The sequence below is a fragment of the Nostoc sp. UIC 10630 genome (genome assembly GCF_010747425.1).
GTDB lineage: Bacteria > Cyanobacteriota > Cyanobacteriia > Cyanobacteriales > Nostocaceae > Nostoc.
Window position 1 is genome coordinate 31,818 of sequence record NZ_JAAGOG010000029.1, and the last position, 23,051, is coordinate 54,868.

At 39.9% G+C, this 23,051-nt stretch carries 16 protein-coding genes and 1 other RNA gene; 12 read left to right on the forward strand and 5 right to left on the reverse strand.

Features of this window, described 5'->3' with window-relative positions; genetic code table 11:
* Window positions 1–140: 140 nt before the first annotated feature.
* Window positions 141–1,112, forward strand: coding sequence for an RsmB/NOP family class I SAM-dependent RNA methyltransferase (locus tag G1O98_RS10265; RefSeq protein WP_163928701.1), 972 nt, complete (start codon window positions 141–143; stop codon window positions 1,110–1,112).
* A gap of 568 nt (window positions 1,113–1,680) precedes the next feature.
* Window positions 1,681–2,130, forward strand: coding sequence for an NUDIX hydrolase (locus G1O98_RS10270; protein ID WP_114085362.1), 450 nt, complete (start codon window positions 1,681–1,683; stop codon window positions 2,128–2,130).
* A 302-nt stretch (window positions 2,131–2,432) separates the two neighbouring features.
* Here the strand turns inward: G1O98_RS10270 and G1O98_RS10275 are convergent, their stop codons facing one another.
* Window positions 2,433–2,648 carry a peptidoglycan-binding domain-containing protein gene (locus G1O98_RS10275; RefSeq protein WP_243458392.1) on the reverse strand — a complete coding sequence of 72 codons (216 nt, stop codon included), beginning with the start codon at window positions 2,646–2,648 and terminating at the stop codon, window positions 2,433–2,435.
* A gap of 250 nt (window positions 2,649–2,898) precedes the next feature.
* Window positions 2,899–3,837 (reverse strand): prolyl aminopeptidase, encoded by a 939-nt coding sequence (gene pip / locus G1O98_RS10280; RefSeq protein WP_163928702.1) that lies wholly within the window; start codon window positions 3,835–3,837, stop codon window positions 2,899–2,901.
* Window positions 3,838–4,080: 243 nt separating this feature from the next.
* Between pip and G1O98_RS10285 the strand changes: the two genes are divergently transcribed.
* From G1O98_RS10285 to queF, 5 genes are all read left to right on the forward strand, one after another.
* The gene (locus tag G1O98_RS10285; RefSeq protein ID WP_163928703.1) at window positions 4,081–4,347 is read left to right on the forward strand and encodes a YciI family protein; all 267 of its coding nucleotides are present in this window, start codon (window positions 4,081–4,083) and stop codon (window positions 4,345–4,347) included.
* 37 nt (window positions 4,348–4,384) lie between these two features.
* Window positions 4,385–4,481: signal recognition particle sRNA small type (gene ffs, locus G1O98_RS10290), an RNA gene on the forward strand.
* 25 nt (window positions 4,482–4,506) lie between these two features.
* Entirely contained in the window at window positions 4,507–4,890 is a 384-nt protein-coding gene (locus G1O98_RS10295) for a phasin family protein (protein ID WP_114085360.1), read from the forward strand.
* A 160-nt stretch (window positions 4,891–5,050) separates the two neighbouring features.
* Complete coding sequence (locus G1O98_RS10300) at window positions 5,051–5,449, forward strand: hypothetical protein (protein WP_094330725.1); 399 nt, start codon at window positions 5,051–5,053, stop codon at window positions 5,447–5,449.
* A gap of 89 nt (window positions 5,450–5,538) precedes the next feature.
* Entirely contained in the window at window positions 5,539–5,937 is a 399-nt protein-coding gene (gene queF / locus G1O98_RS10305) for a preQ(1) synthase (RefSeq protein WP_114085358.1), read from the forward strand.
* 182 nt (window positions 5,938–6,119) lie between these two features.
* Here the strand turns inward: queF and pstS are convergent, their stop codons facing one another.
* From pstS to G1O98_RS10320, 3 genes are all read right to left on the reverse strand, one after another.
* Complete coding sequence (gene pstS, locus G1O98_RS10310) at window positions 6,120–7,214, reverse strand: phosphate ABC transporter substrate-binding protein PstS (protein WP_163928704.1); 1,095 nt, start codon at window positions 7,212–7,214, stop codon at window positions 6,120–6,122.
* Window positions 7,215–7,332: 118 nt separating this feature from the next.
* Window positions 7,333–8,730: a cytochrome c biogenesis protein gene (locus tag G1O98_RS10315; RefSeq protein ID WP_163928705.1), complete on the reverse strand. Its 1,398-nt coding sequence runs from the start codon at window positions 8,728–8,730 to the stop codon at window positions 7,333–7,335.
* A 30-nt stretch (window positions 8,731–8,760) separates the two neighbouring features.
* A complete protein-coding gene (locus tag G1O98_RS10320) occupies window positions 8,761–9,501 on the reverse strand; it encodes a cytochrome c biogenesis protein CcdA (RefSeq protein ID WP_163928706.1) in 741 nt (246 codons plus the stop codon).
* Window positions 9,502–9,682: 181 nt separating this feature from the next.
* On the opposite strand from G1O98_RS10320, the gene G1O98_RS10325 reads away from it, so the two are divergent.
* The 5 genes from G1O98_RS10325 to G1O98_RS10345 all read left to right on the forward strand — a co-directional run bounded on the left by G1O98_RS10325 (window position 9,683) and on the right by G1O98_RS10345 (window position 23,032).
* Window positions 9,683–16,768 (forward strand): AAA family ATPase, encoded by a 7,086-nt coding sequence (locus tag G1O98_RS10325; protein WP_163928707.1) that lies wholly within the window; start codon window positions 9,683–9,685, stop codon window positions 16,766–16,768.
* Window positions 16,769–17,188: 420 nt separating this feature from the next.
* Complete coding sequence (locus tag G1O98_RS10330; protein WP_163928708.1) at window positions 17,189–19,774, forward strand: adenylate/guanylate cyclase domain-containing protein; 2,586 nt, start codon at window positions 17,189–17,191, stop codon at window positions 19,772–19,774.
* Between the two features lie 270 nt (window positions 19,775–20,044).
* Entirely contained in the window at window positions 20,045–20,536 is a 492-nt protein-coding gene (locus G1O98_RS10335; protein ID WP_114085352.1) for a hypothetical protein, read from the forward strand.
* A gap of 848 nt (window positions 20,537–21,384) precedes the next feature.
* Complete coding sequence (locus tag G1O98_RS10340) at window positions 21,385–21,552, forward strand: hypothetical protein (protein WP_163928709.1); 168 nt, start codon at window positions 21,385–21,387, stop codon at window positions 21,550–21,552.
* A 376-nt stretch (window positions 21,553–21,928) separates the two neighbouring features.
* Entirely contained in the window at window positions 21,929–23,032 is a 1,104-nt protein-coding gene (locus G1O98_RS10345; protein WP_163928710.1) for a response regulator, read from the forward strand.
* The last annotated feature ends 19 nt before the right edge of the window (window positions 23,033–23,051 follow it).

Here is a 23,051-nt window from a genome sequence, read left to right on the forward strand (position 1 = left end):
ACATTGTTCTTGTGTAACAGTTTGATTTGGATTTTGATACAACCTAATTCGTAATTAAGAAGCGTCATCTTTCATATTGATTTCCACACAATTGCATCTCTACTCTGATTTGTGAAAAATTTTATTATTTATATATCCAAATGGAAAAACCTTCTAATTTATTACTTAAAGTCTCACGGCGTTTGTTCACTAATCTAGATGAACAAGAAAAATTTATTGAGGCTTTAATGAATCCTCAGCCTTTTTCACCCAGTATTCTTTGGTGTAAAGAAAAGCCAGATTTTTCAGCTTTAGCAGTGGAAACACCAACCTATTGGCAACCACAATTTACTGACCGTTTATGCTTGGGAGAAAAACCCGGTCAGCATCCTTTACATCAACAAGGATATTTCTATTGTTTAGATTTCTCTTCAGTATTTGCAGCTACTACTTTGTTAGCAATTCCTCAGTCAGTGCATTTAGTTTTTGATATGTGTGCCGCACCAGGAGGTAAAAGTATCTTCGCTTGGAAAGCTTTGCAACCTGAATTACTCATCAGTAATGAAGTAATTGGTAAACGTCTAGGAATGCTAATTTCTAATTTAAAACGTTGCCAGATTAGCCCTAGTGCAGTAGTTAATAGAGATTCGAGTATATTTGCCGAAATGTTTCCCTACTCTAGCAGCTTAGTAATAGTAGATGCTCCTTGTACTGGGCAATCTTTACTTGCTAAAGGTGAAAAAGCACCCGGATGTTTTCACCCAACTGCTATTAACAAGAGTGCAAATAGGCAAAAGCGAATTATAGCTAACTCTGCTAAACTTGTTTCACCACAAGGCTATTTAGCTTATATGACTTGCACATATTCACCCGAAGAAAATGAGCAAGTTTGCGAATGGTTTTTAGAACGCTTTTCCCAGTTTAAGGCGATGGAAATTAGTAATTTAACTAAATATCAGTCGCATTTAACTACAATACCTTGTTATCGGATGTTTCCTCAAGATAGGTTAGGTGCTGGTGCGTTTACAGTTCTATTTAAAAATACTAATGAAAATCAAGATGAGCAGAAAGAAGTAGATTTAAATGCAATATCTTCGCTGTATATCTACCAAAATCTGAAAAAGTCAAGTTAATACATTGGTGGTATATCTTCTGGCATTAAACCAGAAGATGTGATGTTTATAAGAGGGCTGCATTTGTCAATCAGCCATCAGGAGTACACTTTTTACGTGAGTTGACTTTATATTAAGACCATAGATATTGCAATTCTTATATAGATGCAAAACGTGGTGTATACAAAACATTTTTCATCTACATCAACCTCAACCCACCCCTTTAAAAACTTCATAATCTCCTTCCCAGTTCTAACTAGGAATGCAACTAGAAGGCTCCGCCTCTAGTCTAAGCGGTAGAGTTAAATAAGTGGGCATGAATAATTAAAGGTTTGTAGTCAGGGCTAAAGCCGCTTACTAAGAGCCAATTTACTTGATTTTATATTCCTTAACATAGTTTGATGTATTCTTGCCCACAAACAAGATGACGAAATTAATAAAAAACTTTCAATAATTAACTCTTATGGATAATAAAATTTTTTTAACCTCATCCTAACCTAAATTTAACCAAAGCTTATCCGGTATCAGCGTTAGACTTTTTGAAATAACCATTATACAAAAAAGCTAAACCGTACAGGATGTAAATTACATGGGTCGAAAAGTCAGCAAAGTGTTTAAACAATCTGGGGTGATTCCTTATAGAGTGAACAATGGCAAAGTTGAAATCTTGCTAATCACGACCCGTAACTTTCAACACTGGGTGATTCCAAAAGGAGATATTCCTAATGGCATGAGTCCGCCCGCTTCAGCAGCCAAAGAAGCTTGGGAAGAAGCAGGGGTGATTGGGCAGGTAGACACCAATGAACTGGGCACTTACAAGTACCGTAAAGGAGGCAAAAGTTATCGTGTCAAGATGTATTTGTTACCAGTTGAGATGCTGAGTGAAGATTATCCAGAAGCAAGTAAAAGAAAACGGCAGTGGGTAGAAGTGACTACAGCTATCAGGTGGGTTAAGTTTAGTTCGCTCAAACGAATTCTTAAAGGTTTTTTCCAGGTTAAATCTCATTTTTGTGCATTTCAAGATACTAGTCATATATAGAAATACATACTAAATAAGCATAATTAAATAAGCCAAAAAGCCTGGTTCGTAGTCAGCAATTCATCGTTAATAGCAAGTTTTACTAGAACTAAAGTCCTTACTACAAACTTTAATTTATTTACACCTAGCTACTTATTGAGAAGCCATCGAAGCAACATAAGCGACTTTCAATAAGTAGCTAAATATTTAAAACAACTGTACTTGCTAATCAAAATAAGTAAATATTAGATGTAAGGTATCACCTATGTTTACATCAATTTCATGGTGAGTATGGGTCTATGTATTGAGTAAGTTTATCCATTCTAAATCCACAGTAAAGCAACCCAAGTTTTTATACCGACAATTCCATCAGCTTGCATTTTCTTAGATGTTTGAAAATTAACAATTGCATTCTTAACTGACTCAGATAACTTCCCATCAATGGCATCAGTATATAATCCAATATCTTTTAATTGCTGTTGTAATTGTTTGACCCTAAGCCCAGAATCTCCTAGCTGTAAACCATTAAATCTATTCAAATCGGCTCTACCACTAACACCAGCGACACTCTAATCAAATTTATGCTATTTTTAGATTTTTTAGTAAATTACGCCTAATGTGAATTAAAGAGGTTGAGATTGGAAAGTGAGAACATTGATACCAAAACGGCGACGAAGTAATAATAGTGTAAGTTTCCTATTTCACAAGGGATTGCTTTGTTGTGGGTTTGGTCTTACATCCCCTTTCTTGGCGAACTTCTCCGTTCTACAAGCTCAGTATTCAACCTAATTAAATATTATCTGTTGCTTTAATCAAAGCATTACGAATTCCTGGTTCACTCATCGAATGTCCGGCATCAGAAACCACTATAAATTCTGCTTCTGGCCAAGCTCGATGTAATTCCCAAGCTGATATCATTGGGCAGACTACATCGTAGCGTCCTTGAACAATTACAGCCGGAATATGGCGGATACGGTCTACATTTAAGAGTAATTGATCTTCTGTTTCAAGAAAGCCCTTATTCATAAAGTAATGGCATTCAATACGTGCAAAAGCTGAAGCAAATTCGCTCTCACCAAACTTTTGCATGAGTTCTGGGTCTAAAAAAAGTCTACTGGTACTAGCTTCCCAAATTGACCAAGCACGCGCCGCTGCTAATTGAATTTCTAAATCGGGACTGGTCAAGCGTTTGTAATATGCTGCGATCATATCATCACGTTCTGCGATCGCAATTGGTTCGATATAAGCTTCCCAAGCATCAGGAAAAATATAGCTAGCACCCTCTTGATAAAACCATCGCAACTCTTTTTGCCTCAGCATAAAAATACCACGGAGAATTAATGCCGTGCAGCGAGAAGGATGGGTTTGGCTGTAGGCTAATGATAAAGTGCTACCCCAACTACCACCGAAAACCGCCCACTTTTCTATACCTAAATGTTGGCGCAGTTTTTCGATATCACTGACTAAATCCCAAGTGGTATTTTCTCGTAATTCAGCATGGGGCGTACTTTGACCACAACCACGCTGGTCAAACATCACTATCCGCCATTTTTCTGGGTGGAAATATTGCCGATAAAAAGGTGGACATCCACCACCAGGCCCACCATGCAGCAAAACGATGGGTTGACCTTGGGGGTTTCCTGACTCTTCAAAATGAATGGTATGTAAGTCGGAAACCTGTAAACTACCTTCTCGGTAAGGCTCGATCGCTGGGTAAAGTTCTCGCATTTTAGAAATTTTATCAGTAATGTTGTCATAAACCGCAGTGCGCCCTTGCGGTTCCCTGATTTGTACGAAGCAAGCTACGCTCTTAGCGTTCCCGCAGGGTAGCAACGGGCGCAGCGCTGAGAAAAATTAAGATATTTTACGAGTCACCTTGAAAGGGCTACTCCTAAAAATATCTTGATTCGCTCAGAAGCTTTGATTATTCCCAATCCAAAATCCAAAATTATTATGAGAGGTCGCAAGTAAATGCCGTGGTTTGTCAAAATTGAAGAAGGGAAAGTCGATAAACCTACCTTTGACCAATATGTACCTGCCCACAAAGCCTACATCCAGGACTTGATTGCTAAAGGACACAAAGCACGAACAGGCTATTGGGCAGAACAAAGAGGCGGAATGTTGCTGTTTGAGGCAGCCTCTAAGGAGGAAGCAGAAGCAATTGTCACTGATGACCCGTTGGTAAAACACGGCTGCGTCAACTATCAACTTTACGAATGGCGAATTGTTATGGAATAACACACACTTACTGGTTTTTCATGTTATGCTTTTAGAAGACCTGGATCTATGCGATTGCAACACCCAAATCTTGTCAGAACCGGAAGGTAGCAGCAACACGGGAGGCTTGTAATAGGCGTAGTCTCCGGGTCGCCCTATTTTTAGGAGCGGTCAGCAACAATGGCTGGTTTTGGAGATATTGTTCAAAAAGCTTTTTACCTCGGTGTTGGATTAGCTTCTTACGCAGGTGAGAAAGCAGGGGGGAAATTAGCCCAAGTGCGATCGCAAGTCCAAAAACTGGCAGATGAAATGGTGGCAAAGGGCGAAATGAACACAGAAGAAGCCCGCCGCTTTGTTGAAGAAATGATGAAGCAAGCCCAACAAGCCCAACCATCTGCTGAAACCTCCGAGAAAACACCTCCTTCGGAACCTCGTCGCATTGAAATTTTAGAGGAAGATGAAGAACCAACGGTGAAAGAGGGATCAAGTGATGAAAATGTGGATAAATTGCGTCAAGAAGTGCTAGACCTGCAAAACGAGTTAAAACGATTGCAACGCGATTAATAAAAAGTATTTTTTACTCGATATAACTGGCAATAAGTGGCACTTTGACATGGCACTTCATATAGAAACTTGATAAGATACATTGCCTAGTGTATATTCTAGTGCTTCCACCCAGATAACACAAAGCGTCCTGTTTATAGCCTGCAAAGGTGTCAAGTTTATGGAACAGTGGCAAAAGGATTTAGCAGAAATCGTTGAAACAGTGGCTGATGAAGTAGAGCGTTTCTTCCTGGGAATGAGTGAAATGGTTGACGCTTTTTTTGAGCTTACGGAAGAAATTACTGAGCAAGTCCCTAATATTGTTACTGAAGTCGATCAGTATTTACAGGATTTAGCTGAACCAATGTTGGAGGCTTACTGGGAACTGGAAGACATGGTAGCAGATGTAGATCCAGGTTTTCCTTATTCAGTTGAACCTACGGCTGAAAAAAATCCTGCCTGCATCGGTTGTACTCATTACCACGGTCAAGTTTATAGTGGTAATTTGTTAGTTTGTGCCATGCATCCCCACGGTTGTGAAGATGAGAATTGTCCAGACTGGGAGAAGGAAGAGTATTGAGGGGGGAGTAGAGACGCGAAAAATCTTTGTCTGTACAAAACTAATAAAAAAACGTAAAGATAAGTAAAATAACCAATGACAAATGACAAATGACAACTGACAAATTCCCTGAAATGAAGTATGGTGAACGCGATATTGCGGAAGGGAAATTAATTACCTTTCCAAATCCGCGTGTGGGGAGACGATATGACATTAATATTACTTTGCCGGAATTTACTTGTAAATGTCCGTTTTCCGGCTATCCCGACTTTGCGACAATTTACGTTACATATATACCTGATGAACGGGTAGTAGAATTGAAGGCGCTTAAACTTTACATTAACAGTTACCGCGATCGCTATATTTCCCACGAAGAATCTGCCAACCAAATTTTGGATGATTTTGTCGCTGCTTGTGACCCTTTAGAAGCTACTGTGAAAGCAGATTTTACGCCTCGTGGCAATGTACATACTGTGGTTGAAGTGCGTCATCACAAATACCCATCATAAAAACTTTGGGTATTGCTGAATGGGGATGTAGAGACGTTGCAATGCAACGTCTCTACAACGATTCTGAAATTACGCAAAATTATTTTTCATACCGCAATCAGCAACGCAAATTTTGGTTTGTAGTCAAGACGAACATTTTTACTCAGGTTAATTAAACGGACACGATCTAAATTAAAAACTGGTTATTTTGCAATTCTGTTTGCAGCAGATTGTACTTGAAGCACAACTTTTTTAGATAAAGGAATATATCCGAGTTCCAAACTGGATTTTTGCCCCTCAATCAAAGCCCAATCAATAAATTTTTTTAGCGCTTCACCTTTGACTCGGTTGGGATATTGCTGATAAGTTAAAACCCAGCTATAAGTAACGATGGGATAAGACTGGGAACCTGTAGGATCGTTGATAAAAGCAATCAAGTTATCGGCGGGTAACTTCACTGACTCCAAAGTTTGAGCTACAGATTCTGGTGTCGGCGTAATATAATTACCAAATTTATTTTCCAAAGCAGCCACAGGAAGTTTATTTTGTTTGGCGTAGACGTATTCTACATAGCCAATAGCTCCTGGGATTTGTTGAACTAAGGCAGTAACACCTTCATTACCCTTTCCACCAATTCCCACTGGCCATGCGACAGCTTTACCTGCTGCAACTTTGCTGTTCCATTCTGGACTTATAGCACTTAGATGTTGCGTCAACACACTTGTAGTTCCACTACCATCAGTGCGGTGTACAACCTGAATCGGTAGATTGGGCAAATTTACACCTGGATTAGCTACAGCTATTCTCGGATGATTCCAATTCGTAATTTTTCCGAGAAAGATATCTACATAAACTTGGCGTGATAGCTTTAAACTATTTGGCAGATTGACTGGAGGTGACTGGGGGGCGGGCGCGAGGTTGTAAGCTAGCACTATGGAACCAGCTGTCATGGGTAAAGCAATCACTCCCCTTTTTATCTTAGCTGCTTGTTCATTTGTAATTCCCACATCACTAGCTGCAAAATCTACAGTACCTTCAATCATCTGTTGCACTCCAGCGCTGCTTCCTATAGCTTGATAGTTAATTTCCACATTGGGATTTTGCTGGTTGTAATCTGAAAGCCAGCGTTCATACAAAGGCGCAGGAAAACTTGCCCCAGCACCAACAAGAGAAACATGATTGATTTTTTTATTATCGGTAGTACAAGAAGCGATACTCAACAATATAGCAATTACGGGTAGTAGGCAAACCCGTCGTTTAGATTGAAGTTGAGCAGATATACAAAACTTTAGTTCCAATGCTTAATAATTTTCCAATCTGTAGCTGTGTAGGTGTAATTAATTGTAAAACGAGGAAAATAAATTTGAAATGCAAAGGTACGCAAAGTTTTCAGTTATGCTATGCGTACCTTTGCATTTAAACTTCAATAGCCGTCTCTTTTTCCTCAATTTTTGGCTCTGAACTAAGCCGATCTAAAATTTCTAAAACCTCTTGTTCAAAAGCAACTTGGGCGCGGTTAGTTTTGCCACCAACATATAAGAGATCGCCTTTTTGCAATGCCCATATTTGTGAATGAGAAAAGTAACTCATCACCACACCCAACATTAGTAAACCAAATCCTGAGTAAACAATTGGTATGCCTGGATCGGCTTTAATTTGTAAGCCAGTGCTACCAATAACATCCAGAATTTTCAACTTCACGCCATTGACTTCGGTTGACATTCCAGCGCGGACGGTATCAACTAATTTACCCTTAGGATCATAAATTAATACCATCCCTTGCAAGTCTTTGGCTAATAAAGAGACACCCTCACTCAAATCCGGTTTAGTAGGAACCCACGTACCCCAAATGCGCCCTTGTCCTTTGGTGTTCAATAGCGCCATTGGTAATTGAAAAATCGGGCTGTTGTTAAATTGGACGCGAACACCTGCAATTCCCCAATCAGTTTGGTAGAAGGTTATGCCTCGATAGCGCAGAGGCTCGTTAACAAAAATCTTCTTGTGGTCAACTTCCTCTCCCTGCTGATTTAAGACAGACATATCGGAATAAAATTGATCGATGCCGCCAGATGGAGTGTAATCAATCCAAAAACGATTGACGCGCACAGACCAATCTTTTGAGACTTGGGCGGCTAACGGGCCAGCATCGACAATATTTGTCACTTGAAATGTATCGCCACTGGCAATCATTTCTTGTGCCATAAACCCAGTCATCGCCCCCCAAATTCCCCCTATTAGAATAGCTACGATACCAATATGAACGATAATTGGGCCGATGCGTCCGACTATTCCTTTGCGGGCATAGAGGATATTTTCTTTTTCTTGATCTGGAAAAATTTTATAGCGGCGTTTCTGTAATAGTTGGCTGAGAGAATTTAGAGAACCATTATCTAGTTCTGCACTTAAAGCTAATTTTTGAAATTGCCGTGGTTCTTCGTAATATTTCCAGCGCTGGGCGGCTTTTAAAGCTGGTAACTGACGGGTAAAAGAACAAGCAGTTAAGCTAGTACCAAATAAGATGAGTAATGCCAGAAACCACCAAGTACGATATACATGGTCTAAGCCAACTACCTGAATTACTTTCCAAGTTAAGAAACCAAATAAAGCTGGATGTTCTGGGTAGTTAGCCTGATAAAATGCGGGTGGCTGACCTTGCTCAATTACAGTACCGGTGGAGCTAAAGATTGCAATCAATAGCAATAGTGCGATCGCTAGTCGTAAGTTAGTCAGTACGGGCAAAAGCTCTTGCTGTAAGTACTTGCCAGGTATTGCCCACCATTTTAATTCTTTGGACGCTGAATCTTCTAAAGTCATTACGTGTAAAATCTAACAAAGGTATTGATATTAAAAACTGCCAAGGGGAATCCGAGAAATTAAGGAAAAGACACCGAATCCTACCAACAGCGCCCCGCTAACTGGGTTAATCCAACCAGACCAGCGACGCAATTCTAGTAATTTTTTAATTGAAGCTGTAAAAGTACCCGCCAAAATCAATGGTGCTACATAACCGGCTGTGTACGAAAGTAGCAAAACAGCGCCTAAAATTAAGTCTTGAGTATTGGCAATCCAACCCAGTAAACTGGCTAAAACAGGCGTGCTACAAGGAGATGCAACTAAGCCGAAAGTCAGTCCTAGTAAATAAGAACGCAATCCTATAGGTAAATCTTGCGAAATCCAATTCGTTTCGCCCAAAGATGGAAATTGCAGAGGTAGTGCTTCTAGCAAGTTCAGCCCCATGAGTATGGCGATAATGCTGACGATAATCGGCAAACCAATTCCCACTTGTCCATAGACTTTTCCTACCAAAGCTGCTATGATCCCCATCCCGGCTAATGTAGTTGCTAATCCTAAAGCAAACCAAGTTGATTGGGCAGCTGCTTGCAAGCGGTTTTTGGCTTCATAACCGCCGATGTAACCAATGGTAATTGGCAGCATAGAAAGCATACAGGGTGTAAGACTGGTGAGCAAGCCAGCGCCAAAGATGATACCAACACTGACCACGCTAAGGTGTGCCAGTTGGTTAGAAACGAGGCTGTTGGCAAATTGTTCTAGTTGGTAAATTTGGGTTTGCAGGTTATCAAACATGGGGAGTTTCTGAGCGGGAAATGCTTACTCTGCTTGAATTGTAGCTTATTTTTGTCTGTAGAGTCAGCAGAAGTGATTGTCTGAAGCTGATATCATCTAAATTTCATCTGCCCAAAGAAATGTATCTAAAATACAATTAAGCTCGAATTATCTCGGAAGAAGCACGGCTGGAGCATTTAGCATGATGATTGCATTACCCGGATTTAAAATTGTCACTTTGTTAAAAGCAGGGGTAAAAGCAGTCATATACCGTGGGATCAAGGTTAAAGACCAGTGTCCGGTAATTATCAAAGGGCTACGTCCAGACCAGTGTACACCCAATAATATTGAACAACTCAAACATGAGTATGCGATCGCTCAAAGGTTAAATATCGCTGCCGCAGTCAAGGTATACGCCTTAGAGATGCACCAGGGAATCCCTTATTTGATTATGGAGGATTTTGAGGCGCGATCGCTCGATCAGTTGCTAGACCAATTTCAAGAACCTGTTTCATTCTTAAAAATTGCTATTGAAATTACCAGCAAACTGGCACAAATTCACACTCATAACATTGTCCACAAGGATATTAAGCCACAAAATATCTTAGTTAACCTCGATACCAGTCAGGTTAAAATTGCCGATTTTGGAATTGCTGCTTTTATTCCATATCAGCAGCAAATAGTTAGCAGTTCCAGTCGCATTGAAGGCAGTTTACCTTATCTTGCACCTGAACAAACCGGGCGGATGAATCGAGGAATTGACCATCGTAGCGATTTGTATTCACTGGGAGTCACCTTTTATGAGATGCTGACAGGTCAGCTACCATTTCAAGGCAAAGACCCATTAGAGTGGGTGCATTGTCATATTGCCCAATCTCCGCCATCTCCGAAAAAGCTCAACTATGATATTCCCCAAATGCTCTGTGACATCATTATCAAATTGTTGTCGAAGGTTGCAGAACAGAGATATCAAAGCGCTTTAGGTTTGCAATTTGATCTGGAACAATGCTTAAAGCAATTGGAGACAACCGGAGAAATTAAATCCTTTGTTTTAGGTGAGCAAGATATTTCAGAGCGCTTTCAAATTCCCCAAAAATTATATGGGCGAGAACAAGAACTTGCCAAGCTTCTCCAAGTATTTGAGCGAGTTGTTAGCGAAGGAAAACCAGAAATTGTCCTCGTCTCTGGATATGCTGGAATTGGTAAATCTTCTTTAGTTAATGAGATTCATAAGCCGATTGTGCGAGAACGGGGAGTTTTTATCTCTGGTAAATTTGATCAGTACAAACGAGATATTCCTTACTCCACGATTGTTCAAGCTTTTCAAACACTTGTTAGACAAATTTTAACTGAACCAGAAGAGCAACTTGCCAATTGGAAAAAGCGAATACAAGCAGTATTAGGAAACAATGGTAGATTAATTGCCGATGTAATTCCAGAAGTTGAATTAATCGTTGGCGAACAGCCACCTATACCAGAGTTGGGACCTGCTGAATCTCAAAATCGATTTAATTTAGTATTTCAAAATTTTATCAGCATATTTTCGCAAAAGGAGCATCCCCTCACTGTTTTTTTAGATGATATGCAGTGGGCAGACAGCGCTACTTTAAATTTAATTCAAACCGTCATTACTGGGTCTAGTATCCATTATCTCTGCTTTATTTTAGCCTATCGAGATAATGAAGTAGATGTTGTGCATCCATTTAGTTTAATGATTGAGAAGATTTGCCAGCAGGGAGTAAGAAAAACTGAAATTGTTCTTACTCCCTTAAATCTTGTTTATGTGAATCAATTGATTGCTGATACATTGCATAGTTCAGCAGAACGAGTAGAACCTCTTGCTCAATTGATTGTCCAAAAAACTGATGGTAATCCTTTCTTTGTCAATGAATTTCTGAAAACACTGCATCAAGAAAATTTGCTGATTTTTGAACCCCAATATCGGATTTGGCAATGGGATCTAGCTCAGATTGAAGCCCAAGGTATTACAGATAATATTGTCAGCTTGATGATTGGGCGGATGCAAAAGCTACCACCCGCAACTCAAGAAGTGCTTAAATTAGCTTCCTGTATTGGTAATCGCTTTGATCTAGAAGTTTTAGCGATCGTTGGTGAACAATCTATTCAAGAAACAGCAAATGCCCTTGTTGAAGCAATTTTAAGAGGATTAATTATCCTCATAGAGTCAGATGAAACTACTTGTAGAAACTATCGTTTTTATCATGACCGAGTTCAACAAGCTGCATACTCCTTAATTGCTGATGAATCCAAGTCGGTAGTTCATCTGATGATTGGGCGGCTTTTGCTGAAAAATTCTAATCAGGAACAAGTAAATGAGCAAATTTTTGATTTAGTCAATCAACTAAATCTCGCGGTTAATCTGATTATTGAACAGACAGAAAAAGATGAATTGGTAAGATTGAATTTAATCGCTGCTAAGAAAGCAAAAGCATCTACAGCCTACACTCCTGCTAAAAGACTTTTTAGCGTTGCCATGAATCTTTTAGCTGAAAATGCCTGGATAGAGCAATATGAACAAACATTTACTTTATTTAGAGAACTAGCTGAATGTGAATTCTTAACGGGGAATTTAGAACAAGCGGAAGAATTATTTGAGTTACTATTGCTCAAAGCAGAATCTCATGTAGACAAATCTAATATTTACATGCTGCAAATCAGACTCTATCAAGTCGCGGGTAGATATGAAGAGGCGCTAACATTAGGATTAAAAGCTTTAAAACTTTTTGAGGTGGCATTCCCTGATACAGATGAGGAAGTGCAAGCTGCGATCGCAATTGAAATAAACCAGATATCAACTAATTTAGATAACAGACAAGTCTCTGATTTAATTAATGCTTTAGTAATTGAAGACCCCAATATTAAAACAGTAATTAGTTTATTGACAACTTTGGGCCCGCCTACTTATCTTGGTAGACCTCATCTCTTTCCTTTAGTCGTACTTAAAGCAGTTAACTACTCACTCAAGTTTGGGAATACGGCAGATTCCTGTTTTGCTTACAGTATGTATGCCATGTTGTTGGTTTCTATCTTCCATGATATTCCTACAGGCTATGCATTTTCTGAGATGACAATTCAATTGAATGAAAAGTTTCACGACTTTAAACTTAGAGGAGTTGTTCTACATATTCATGGAAGTCATATTAACGTTTGGTGTAACCATATTGCTACCGATATTCCATTTTTAGAGCAGGGATTTATCGGTTGTGTGGAAGCAGGCGATGTGACGATGGCAAACTACAATGGTTATCAAGGCTCGTGGCAAATTATCCAGTTAGGTTTTCCACTTGCAGAAACATACAAATCGCTAGAAAAATATACTGCATTTGCCCGCCAGTCTAAACATGAGGCTGTCTATCAGACAATCAGACTACAGCAGATGTTGTTGATGAATCTGCGCGGACTCACTCACCAAACTTTGACTCTAAGTAATGATGAATTTGATGAATCCTACGCTTTATCTATTATTACAGATGCAGGTTTTGTCAGTGGAATTATTTTCTATTATATTATCAAATTAATTATTTTTTTTAATTATGGACAGTATGCAGATGCACTAAGTTGTGCAGTAAAATTATCTAAATTTTCAGTTGCGACACTGGCGTTACCCATTGAAACAGATTATATTTTATATTACTCACTGACTTTAACAGCTCTTTATCCAACAGTATCTTTTCCAGAGCAAGAACAGTTTTTGCTAACTCTAGAATCCCATCAGCAACAATTGCAATATTGGGCTTACCACTGCCCTGAAAACTTCTTACACAAGTCTCAATTAGTAGCTGCTGAAATAGCTCAAATTCAAGGTAGAGACTTGGAAGCAATGCGCTTGTATGAGCAATCAATTACTTCAGCCCGTGAGCAGGGATTTGTACAATATGAAGCTTTGGCTAATGAGCTAGGTGCTAAGTTTTACTTTGAGCGAGAGTTTGAATTAATTGCCAAAACTTACTTACAAGAAGCGAAAAATTCATATCTGCGCTGGGAGGCATCTGCGAAAGTTAAGCACCTCGAAGCATCCTATCCTCAGTTATTGCCACAACAACAGCTTACTTCTAACGGGACATTTATTACGACAGGCGAGCATTTAGACTTTTTATCAGTAGTTAAAGCCTCTCAAAGCATATCTAGTGAAATTGTTTTTTCGCGGTTGTTGAAGACATTAATGCAAATTGTCATCGAGCAAGCAGGGGCCGAAATCGGTTATTTGTTGCTTGAAAATGAGCAAAATATGGTCATAGAAGTAGAAGCTAAGGTTAATTCCCAGGCTGAAAAACTCAATGTTTCTCGACCCGTATTTGATGGCGAAATTTCAAAATTTATTCCGCAATCAATGCTCAATTATGTTCAGCGAACTCAGGAAACAGTGATTTTGCAGAATGCTACTGAGCAAAATATGTTTTCTGGAGATGAGTATGTAATCCAAAAACAACCCAAATCAGTACTTTGTTTACCGATCGCGCGTCAGTCGAAATTAGTTGGTATTTTATATTTAGAAAACAATCTTATCCCCAGCGCCTTTACACAGGAAAAACTTTCCGTACTGGATATTTTGACAGTTCAAATTGCTATTTCTCTAGAAAATGCTCGTCTTTATCAAGGTTTAGAGAATAGCCAAGAACAGCTTAACCTGGCATTGAAATCTGGCAAAATTGGCGTTTGGAGTTGGGATATTACCAATGATTTGTTTGACTGGGATGAGCAGATTTATCAACTATTTGGGTTAACACCTGAAACTTTTGTTGCAACCTCTGAAGCCATTTTAGCTCGTCTGCATCCAGATGATAGCCCATTGCTAGCTCAATCGTTGAGTCGAGCCATTAACGAAGGCGTAGAGCATGATTTAGAATATCGAATTATTTGGGATGACAGCAGTATCCGCTACCTAGCCTGCCGAGGAAAAACCTTTTTCAACGAAGCAGGTAAAGCCACACACATGAGTGGTGTTGTGCTTGATATTACAGATCGCAAACAAGCTGAAGCCGAACGTATCCAACTGATTCAAGAGCAAACCGCGCGACAGGAAGCAGAAGCAGATCAGCAACGAGCAGCATTTTTGGCTCAAGTCAGTGCAACCCTCGCTTCTTCTCTCGATTACGAAAGCACACTAGCAAGTGTGGCAAGCTTAGTTGTGCCTTACTTCGCCGATTGGTGCAGCGTTGATTTGTTACAAGACAACCAATCAATTAATCGGGTAGCAGTTGCTCACCGAGATCCAGAGAAAGTTAAACTCGGTTGGCAACTTCATCAGCATTATCCGAGAAAGTTGGATGAACCAGTAGGTGTGCCGAAAGTACTGCGTACAGGAATTCCTGAAATAGTAACTGAAATCTCAGATGCACTATTAGCAAAAAGCATCCAAGATGCAGAACATCTAAGGATTATACGTGAAATTGGTTTAAAGTCCTGTATAATGTTGCCCTTGATGGCACGTGAAAGAATTTTTGGTGCAATTTCCTTTTTTACAGCAGAATCAGAACGTCTTTACAGCACTGCTGACTTGTCGCTAGCTGAAGATATTGCCCATCGAGCAGCGATCGCCATTGATAATGCCCGCCTTTACCAAGAAGCACAGCAAGCACAAAAAACGGCAGAGCAAGCCCTAGAGCGCATTGCCCGTCTCCAATCCATCACAGCTGCCCTTTCAGAATCGCTGACACCAGCCCAAGTATCTGAAGTTATTGTAGAGCAAAGTATGGCTGCCTTAAAAGCCAGTTCTGCCCTCGTCGTCTTACTGAATGAAAACAAGACTGAACTAGAAATTGTGCGTGCGGTTGGCTATAAGCAAGATTTGGTGGAGGCTTGGCGGCATTTTCCTATTGATTCACCTTCGCCTTTAGCCGAAGCTGTGCGGACTGGACAACCTGCTTGGGCTGAATCGAGACAAAATAGAATAGCTCGTTACCCTCATCTAGCTGAAGCTTACGCTCAATATGACATTGATGCCTGGATTTCTATTCCCTTGATGGTTGAGGGTTCGGCAGTTGGAGGAATCACTTTAGGATTTGCCCAACTTCAAGAGCTTGGTGGAGAAGATCGAGCGTTTCTTTTGGCTGTTGCTCAACAATGCGCCCAAGCGATCGCTCGTGCCCACCTTTACGAAGCCGAACGAACGGCTCGAAACGCTGCGGAATCAGCAAACCGCATCAAAGATGAATTTTTAGCCGTGCTATCCCATGAACTGAGAACCCCGCTTAACCCCATTCTGGGTTGGACAAAGTTGATGCGGAGTCGCAAACTTGACCAAGCAACAAGCGATCGCGCCCTCGAAACCATTGAGCGCAACGCCAAGTTACAAACCCAATTGATTGAAGATTTGCTTGATGTTTCCCGCATCCTTCAGGGTAAACTTAACCTCAACTTCGGCCCCATTAATTTGGTATCAGTCATTGAAGCTGCGATCGAAACAGTGCGTTTATCAGCACAGGCTAAATCCATCGAGATTCAGACAATTCTTGAATCTGGTGTCGGGTCAGTTTTAGGTGATGGCAATCGATTACAACAAGTCATTTGGAATATTCTTTCCAATGCCATTAAGTTTACTCCTAGTGGAGGACAGGTAAAAATTAAATTAGGGCAGGTTGGCTCACAGGTACAAATCTGCGTAACTGACACAGGGAAAGGGATTGCACCTGAGTTCTTACCATTCGTCTTTGATTATTTCCGTCAAGCAGATGGGGCCACAACCCGGAAATTTGGCGGTTTAGGTTTAGGATTAGCGATCGTCCGGCATCTTGTAGAACTTCATGGGGGAACTGTGCAAGTAGAAAGCCTGGGTGAAGAAAAAGGAGCAACTTTCACCGTCCAACTTCCATGTTTACAGGATGAAAGTAAAGGAATCAAAGATAAAATAAATACCTCCTCACTGCTGCCAGATCAATCTTTACCTTTATCTGGCTTAAAGATTCTTGTGGTCGATGATGATGCAGATATGCGAGAATTTTTACCTTTTATGCTGGAGCAATATGGTGCAACGGTGACAGCTGTAGCTTCAGGCATTGCAGCTTTAACTGCACTGAGTCAATCCCAGCTAAATTTGATTATTAGCGATATTGGGATGCCAGAAATGGATGGTTATATGCTGATGCGACAGATCAGGAGTCTAAAACCAGAGCAAGGTGGGACAATTCCCGCGATCGCTTTAACTGCCTATGCTGGAGAGATGGATTCTCAGCAAGCGATCGCTGTCGGATTTCAACAGCATATTTCCAAACCTGTAGATCCAGAAGAATTGGTAAAGGCGATCGGATCGTTAATTAAAAGTTTGTAGTCAGCGGCTCTAGTACAGTACGGCGTAAATAAACCACCTATTCTAAATCAATGAAACTCTTACGCTGTATTCATTTTGACTTTTGACTTCCGCCTTGCGGTACTAGCCCGACTTTGTTTGCGTAGCATCTCGGAGAGAGGTCTGGATCTGCTCACTAAAAGATACGGATAGCATTGTTTCATCGGTTAAATCAGAGGGGTCTGACCCTCTATTTATCATCTGTATCCGTCAGTGGGAAAGGGTTTTGGTCAAATATGGCTGTTAGTAATCAATTTCCACCCTTATTCACAGGATGACGCTAGCTAAACAAGCGATTAAACTATGGATAATATCAAGGCATTGTTGTTTTTAGCACAACTTACATAAATTTCATCTCATTCTTAAATCTAAAATCTCATCCTGCTATATAAAATACCAGTTATGTCAGTGTATCAAGGAAGTTATGGGGAAACCACCGATTTGATTATTGGTGTTCACAACCAAGAAAACCTCGAATTACAAACAAATTCTGCTCCTGTGGGCGCTCTTGCCACAAGGAAAGGAAATTTTTCTACGTTTCTTGCTCCCCTGACTCAAGATACTTTTAAGCAGGTCGTTCAGGATGTCGAGCAAAAATTACAGATTGTCCATCAAACCCTATCAATGCTGGATTCTCAGGGGTTTGAAACTCTTCTGCAAGAAATGTTGCATTCGATTACCTTGAAAACCGGGGAATTACTGGGAGCAGACCGGACAACGATATTTTTATTGGATGAGGAAAAACAAGAACTCTGGTCGATTTTAGCTGAGGGGGAAGGCGATCGCTCTTTAGAAATTCGTATCCCCGCCGATAAAGGAATTGCTGGAGAAGTCGCTACTTTCAAACAAGTTATCAATATTCCTTTTGATTTTTATAACGATCCGCGATCGCATTTTGCCCAAGAACAAGAAAAAAGAACTGGCTATCGCACCTACACCATGCTGGCTTTACCACTGTTAAATGAACATGGACAGTTAGTTGCGGTAGTACAATTACTGAATAAATTAAAATCAGGCAATAATCACGCCGCTCCCCTTGCAGAGCGCGTTGATACCAAAGGTTTTCTCTCTTGTGACGAACAATTATTTCAAGAATTTGCCCCTTCGATTCGCCTAATTTTAGAATCGTCGCGCTCTTTTTATGTCGCCACCCAAAAACAAAGAGCAGTGGCGGCGCTAATGAAGGCCATCAAGTCTCTCTCTCAAAGCAGCCTCGACTTAGAAGACACCCTGAAGCGGGTGATGGATGAAGCCAAGGAACTGATGAATGCCGATCGCAGTACACTATGGTTAATAGACCACGAACGTCATCAATTGTGGACGAAAATCACTCAGGATGATGGTTCAACTAAAGAATTGCGAGTCCCTGTAGGCAAAGGCTTTGCTGGTATAGTAGCGGCTTCTGGCAAGAAACTGAATATTGCCTTTGATTTATACTACGATCCTGATTCTGATACAGCCAAACAACTCGATCAGCAAAATGGCTATCGCACTTGTAGCTTACTTTGTATGCCAGTATTTAACGCCGATCAACAACTGATTGGCGTTACCCAACTCGTAAATAAAAAGAAAACTGGTGATTTTCCCGCTTATAATCCAGCTGATTGGCCCAAAGCTCCCGACTGCTTCCAAGCTAGCTTTGACCGCAACGATGAAGAATTCATGGAAGCTTTTAATATTCAAGCCGGAGTTGCGCTGCAAAATGCCCAGTTGTTTGCCACAGTTAAGCAACAAGAACAAATGCAACGAGATATTCTGCGTAGTCTTTCTAATGGAGTGGTTTCCACTGATAAAACTGGCTTAATTATCGCCGCTAATGAAAGCGCCCAACGTTTGCTAGGACTGGGAATAGATGACCGTTTAGAAGGTAAATTAGTTAATGATGTCATTGGTATCAAAGAAGGTGACTTTAGCAAGTGGTACCAAGATGCTTTACATGCGGTTGACTTAAAAGGTCGCCAGCAGTATTACCCCGATCGCACACTCTTAACTACTGGTACAGAGCAGCACAGTATTAATTTATCCATTAACACAATTGCCGATGCCAGCGACAACGAGCAAGTCCGGGGGGCGCTGGTGGTGATGGAAGATATCAGTGATGAAAAGCGGCTCAAAAGTACCATGTACCGCTACATGACCCAGGAATTAGCGGAAGAACTGCTGAAATTAGATGATGCTAAACTAGGAGGCGATCGCAAAGAAGTTTCGATTTTATTTTCTGATATTCGCGGCTACACCACTTTAACGGAAAACTTGGAAGCAGAAGAAGTGGTAAGTATGCTCAATGAATATTTTGAATCAATGGTGGAGGCAGTCTTTAAACATAAAGGCACGCTTGACAAATACATCGGCGATGCGATTATGGCTGTGTTTGGTTCTCCTCTCGCATTAGAAGAACACGCTTGGATGGCAGTGCAAACATCCTTAGAAATGCGCGTTCGCCTGCACGAATTTAATCAACGTCGCTATGTAGATGATAAGCCCAGAATTAAAATCGGCATTGGTATCAACTCAGATACTGTGATTAGTGGGAATATTGGCTCTAGTAAACGGATGGAATTTACCGCCATTGGTGATGGCGTTAATCTTGGCTCTCGATTAGAAAGTGTTAGTAAACAGTATGGTTGCGACATTATTATTAGCCATAACACTTTTAAACCATGCCAAGATCATATTTGGGCTAGGGAACTAGATTACATTCGTGTCAAAGGCAGAAATGAGCCAGTAGCCATCTATGAATTACTCGGTTTGCGTTCCAACCCGATTGAAAGCGAAAAATTGCAAGTCATTGAGCATTATCATAAAGGACGCGAGTATTATCTCAAACGCGATTTTAACCGTGCTAGGGCTGAATTTGCCCTAGTTTTAGCAGCAGACAACCAAGATAAAGCTGCTATGTTACATCTTTTACGTTGTCAGCATTGGTTACAATCACCGCCAACAGAGTCAGATTGGGATGAAGGGGTCTGGACATTTCAAGAGAAATAAGTGACTTCGTTCAATTGAACCACTAATTATCATCTTTCTTAAGTTTCCAGTTTTTGGCTGAAAACTCAAGAAAAATTGAGTATTTATTAAAAAAAAATCTATTTAAATTATTTTTTAAAATATCTTAATATTTCTCAATTAAGTTTAAAAAATCTTGGGGTTGGATTAAGAATCAATTAAGATAAGTCGCTTTGTAAAGGTTAATTGATATTTCTTGTCAAATTGCTGGTGAAGTTAGAAACTAAGAAATACAACACACGCAATTATTTTATGACTGCTATTTCTAGCCTTGAATTCAAACGACCAATTTGGCAAACCGCTATAATATTGACTTTGGGCTTTTGGCTCAGTGCTAGTTTAGTTTTAGACTGGGTAATTATGCCTAGCCTTTATCTTTCTGGCATGATGAGTCAAGCTGGTTTTACAACAGCAGGCTATACGATTTTTTGGAACTTCAATCGGATGGAATTATTGTCTGCTGCTGTAGTACTGACAGGAGCATTAGCTTTGGGTAAAACCCAATATCACTGGCGCATTGGCAGTATTATTTTATCTGGACTGCTGCTAACTATAGCTGTGCTTGACACTTATTTCTTAACTCCGCAAATGTGCGCCATAGGAGTTCAGCTAAACCTATTTGAAGCAGCAGCAGCGATTCCATCAACCATGAATTTATTACACGGTAGTTATTGGGTACTGGAAGTAGTTAAGTTGGTGGCTGGTGGCACACTTTTAAGCTGGTGCTGGCGCGAGCAAGTTTAAGTAGATGGAGAATTATAACGGTGAGAATATTTACTTATAAATCTCACACCAAAGACGCAAAGGAATTCTTTGCGTCTTTTTGCTACATATACTTTCTGGGTTAATGAATGCAATATTTACGACGGCTACGCCTACGCAGGCAATTCTATATTTATATTGGTGACTTTTAAAGCTTGAGATTCTTCGGTTAAATTGCTATTATAAAATGATTCAATTATCTATTAAGTGTAATTAAATAAGCAAGCACAATTATCTTTGACTGTACATTTCTAGCCCTCCCGGATATTAGAGCAAAAAAATACTAAAAGATAATATTAATTAGTTTTCATGGTTACTTTACTGATTTATCATGAAGTTTAGATATTTCTTCTAACTTTTTTTGAAAATTATAGTAATCTAAATTTTAGTGAGTACGTTACTTGTTATCTACCATCTAGCTAGGAAATAGCTATTTTGCAGGTATGTACTACTAATCAAGAATTTCGCTGTAAGTTCTTGAATTTGTCACTTCAATTTGTGCCGGGTGAATATTTTGCCCCCAACATCATTAGAACCCGTTTCCAGTACTTATGAAGAGATTCCCTTCTGCTGGTTTGCTCGCCTGTGCATCTCACTACACACCATTATGGCGACAATTGCCAGCTAACTCATCCTTGGTCGGAGGTTTCCCATTCTTGTTGTGCAATTGGTAGTTTTGCCCAGTCCCAACACTAAGAGTTGCTCTACAAGCTCAAGACCTAAGTAAGACATTGGGCTTTTTGAATGCTTAGTTTTTAATAATACTCTTTCTCTTGATGAAGTTTCCCTCAAGAATAAACTTCTAGCAAAAGTACCAGACAACTTTAGTTATGGCGACCAAAATATTGCTCTTCATTGCTGAATTAATCCATAAAAGCCTTGATAGAAAGGCTTTTTCATCTACAGCACTGGAGATTTTGATTGCTCCAGACTTAACTATGAGGGGCAAAAAAGACTTTTCTAAGAGAACTAAAGTATCTGCAATTTTAGGCTACTAGATACGGATAACAATGATACTTTTGTGACTGATGGGCGAGAGCCAATAGTCTATCTGTTGCACTTGAGTTACTGTTAGATTGGCTAGATTAGCAAAAGATACACAAAACCAATCTAGTTTTTGAAATACTATATCCTGGCAACCAGTCGGGCCATTTTGCTATTGGGCAATAATATGGATTGGTTTAGTTGTAATTCGTGCTTTTTAGCTTAACAGAGATTGGTTAATTAAGAGTTGGGGGGTGTGGAATCTCTGTACTAACTCAAATGTGACCGCTATATTTATCTGATAGTGCTTCCAACAAAGTCGCAGTGAATTCCGAAAAGGTAATTCACTAATTTCGCCTGCAATGTTAATTTTATTCCAGAGCTATCCCAATGAAGACACTTCCGATTAATAGATACAGATTTTTTCAAAAGCTCCAGCCTTTATCTTTGTTGAAAAAAATCACTGGTAAGTCTGTTACTGGTTGTTTGCAGGTGTTTAGCAGATCAGGCTCTTGGTCAATATATGTAGATGAAGGTAAACTAATTTATGCCTGCTACTCAGAGAAAATGTTTGAGCCACTTTACAGAAATTTGCAACGTTTGAGTCAGCAAATTTCGACTCTCCCTCGTGAAATTCACGAACAGTTACGGGCGATATTTGAAACTGGGATTGAAAATCAGGCAATACCGAACCCAGATTATTTGGCTATTTGTTGGTTAGTTAATCAGAAATATATCAGTCCCTTTCAAGCGGCGATGCTGATAGAGCAGTTGGCGCTAGAAGTTCTGGAGTCATTTTTGAACTTAGAAGAGGGGAGTTATGAATTTATTCCTGAAAGCTTTCTAGATGACATGCCAAAGTTTTGCCATCTTAATCTCCGCTTACTGGTTGAACGATGTCAAACGCCCCAAAGCGTTGGCGTAGCCTCTCATAGAGAAGCTGCTGATTGTCAGACTTCGCCAACTTCTCAATCACACCCCTCAGAATTGTTCAAAATCAATGAGCTAAAATCTAAGAACAAAAGTAGATCAAACTCTTTTAGAACAAACGGCTATAGACCACCAGTCTACTCTATTAATACTAATGAACATAGGGGTCAGCGAACTACCGAACCTCCTGTAGACAAAAAAATTTATACCATCTTTTGTATTGATGACAGCCCTACGGTATTGAATACTATTCAAAGTTATTTAGATGAGCAAACCTTTTGTGTTGTGGGAGTTACCGATTCTTTAAAAGCTTTAATGCAGATTGTTCACACAAAACCCGACATCATTTTGTTGGATATTTTGATGCCTAATTTAGACGGATATGAACTCTGCTCTTTGCTGCGTAAACACTCACATTTTAAAAATACACCTGTAATTCTGGTGTCAGAAAAAGTAGGATTTATAGATAGAGCTAAAGCTAAGATGGTCAAAGCATCAGGCTATTTAACTAAACCTTTTACACAAGGAGATTTACTAAAAGTAATCTTTAAACATATAATTTAAGTTTCAAATATAATAAATA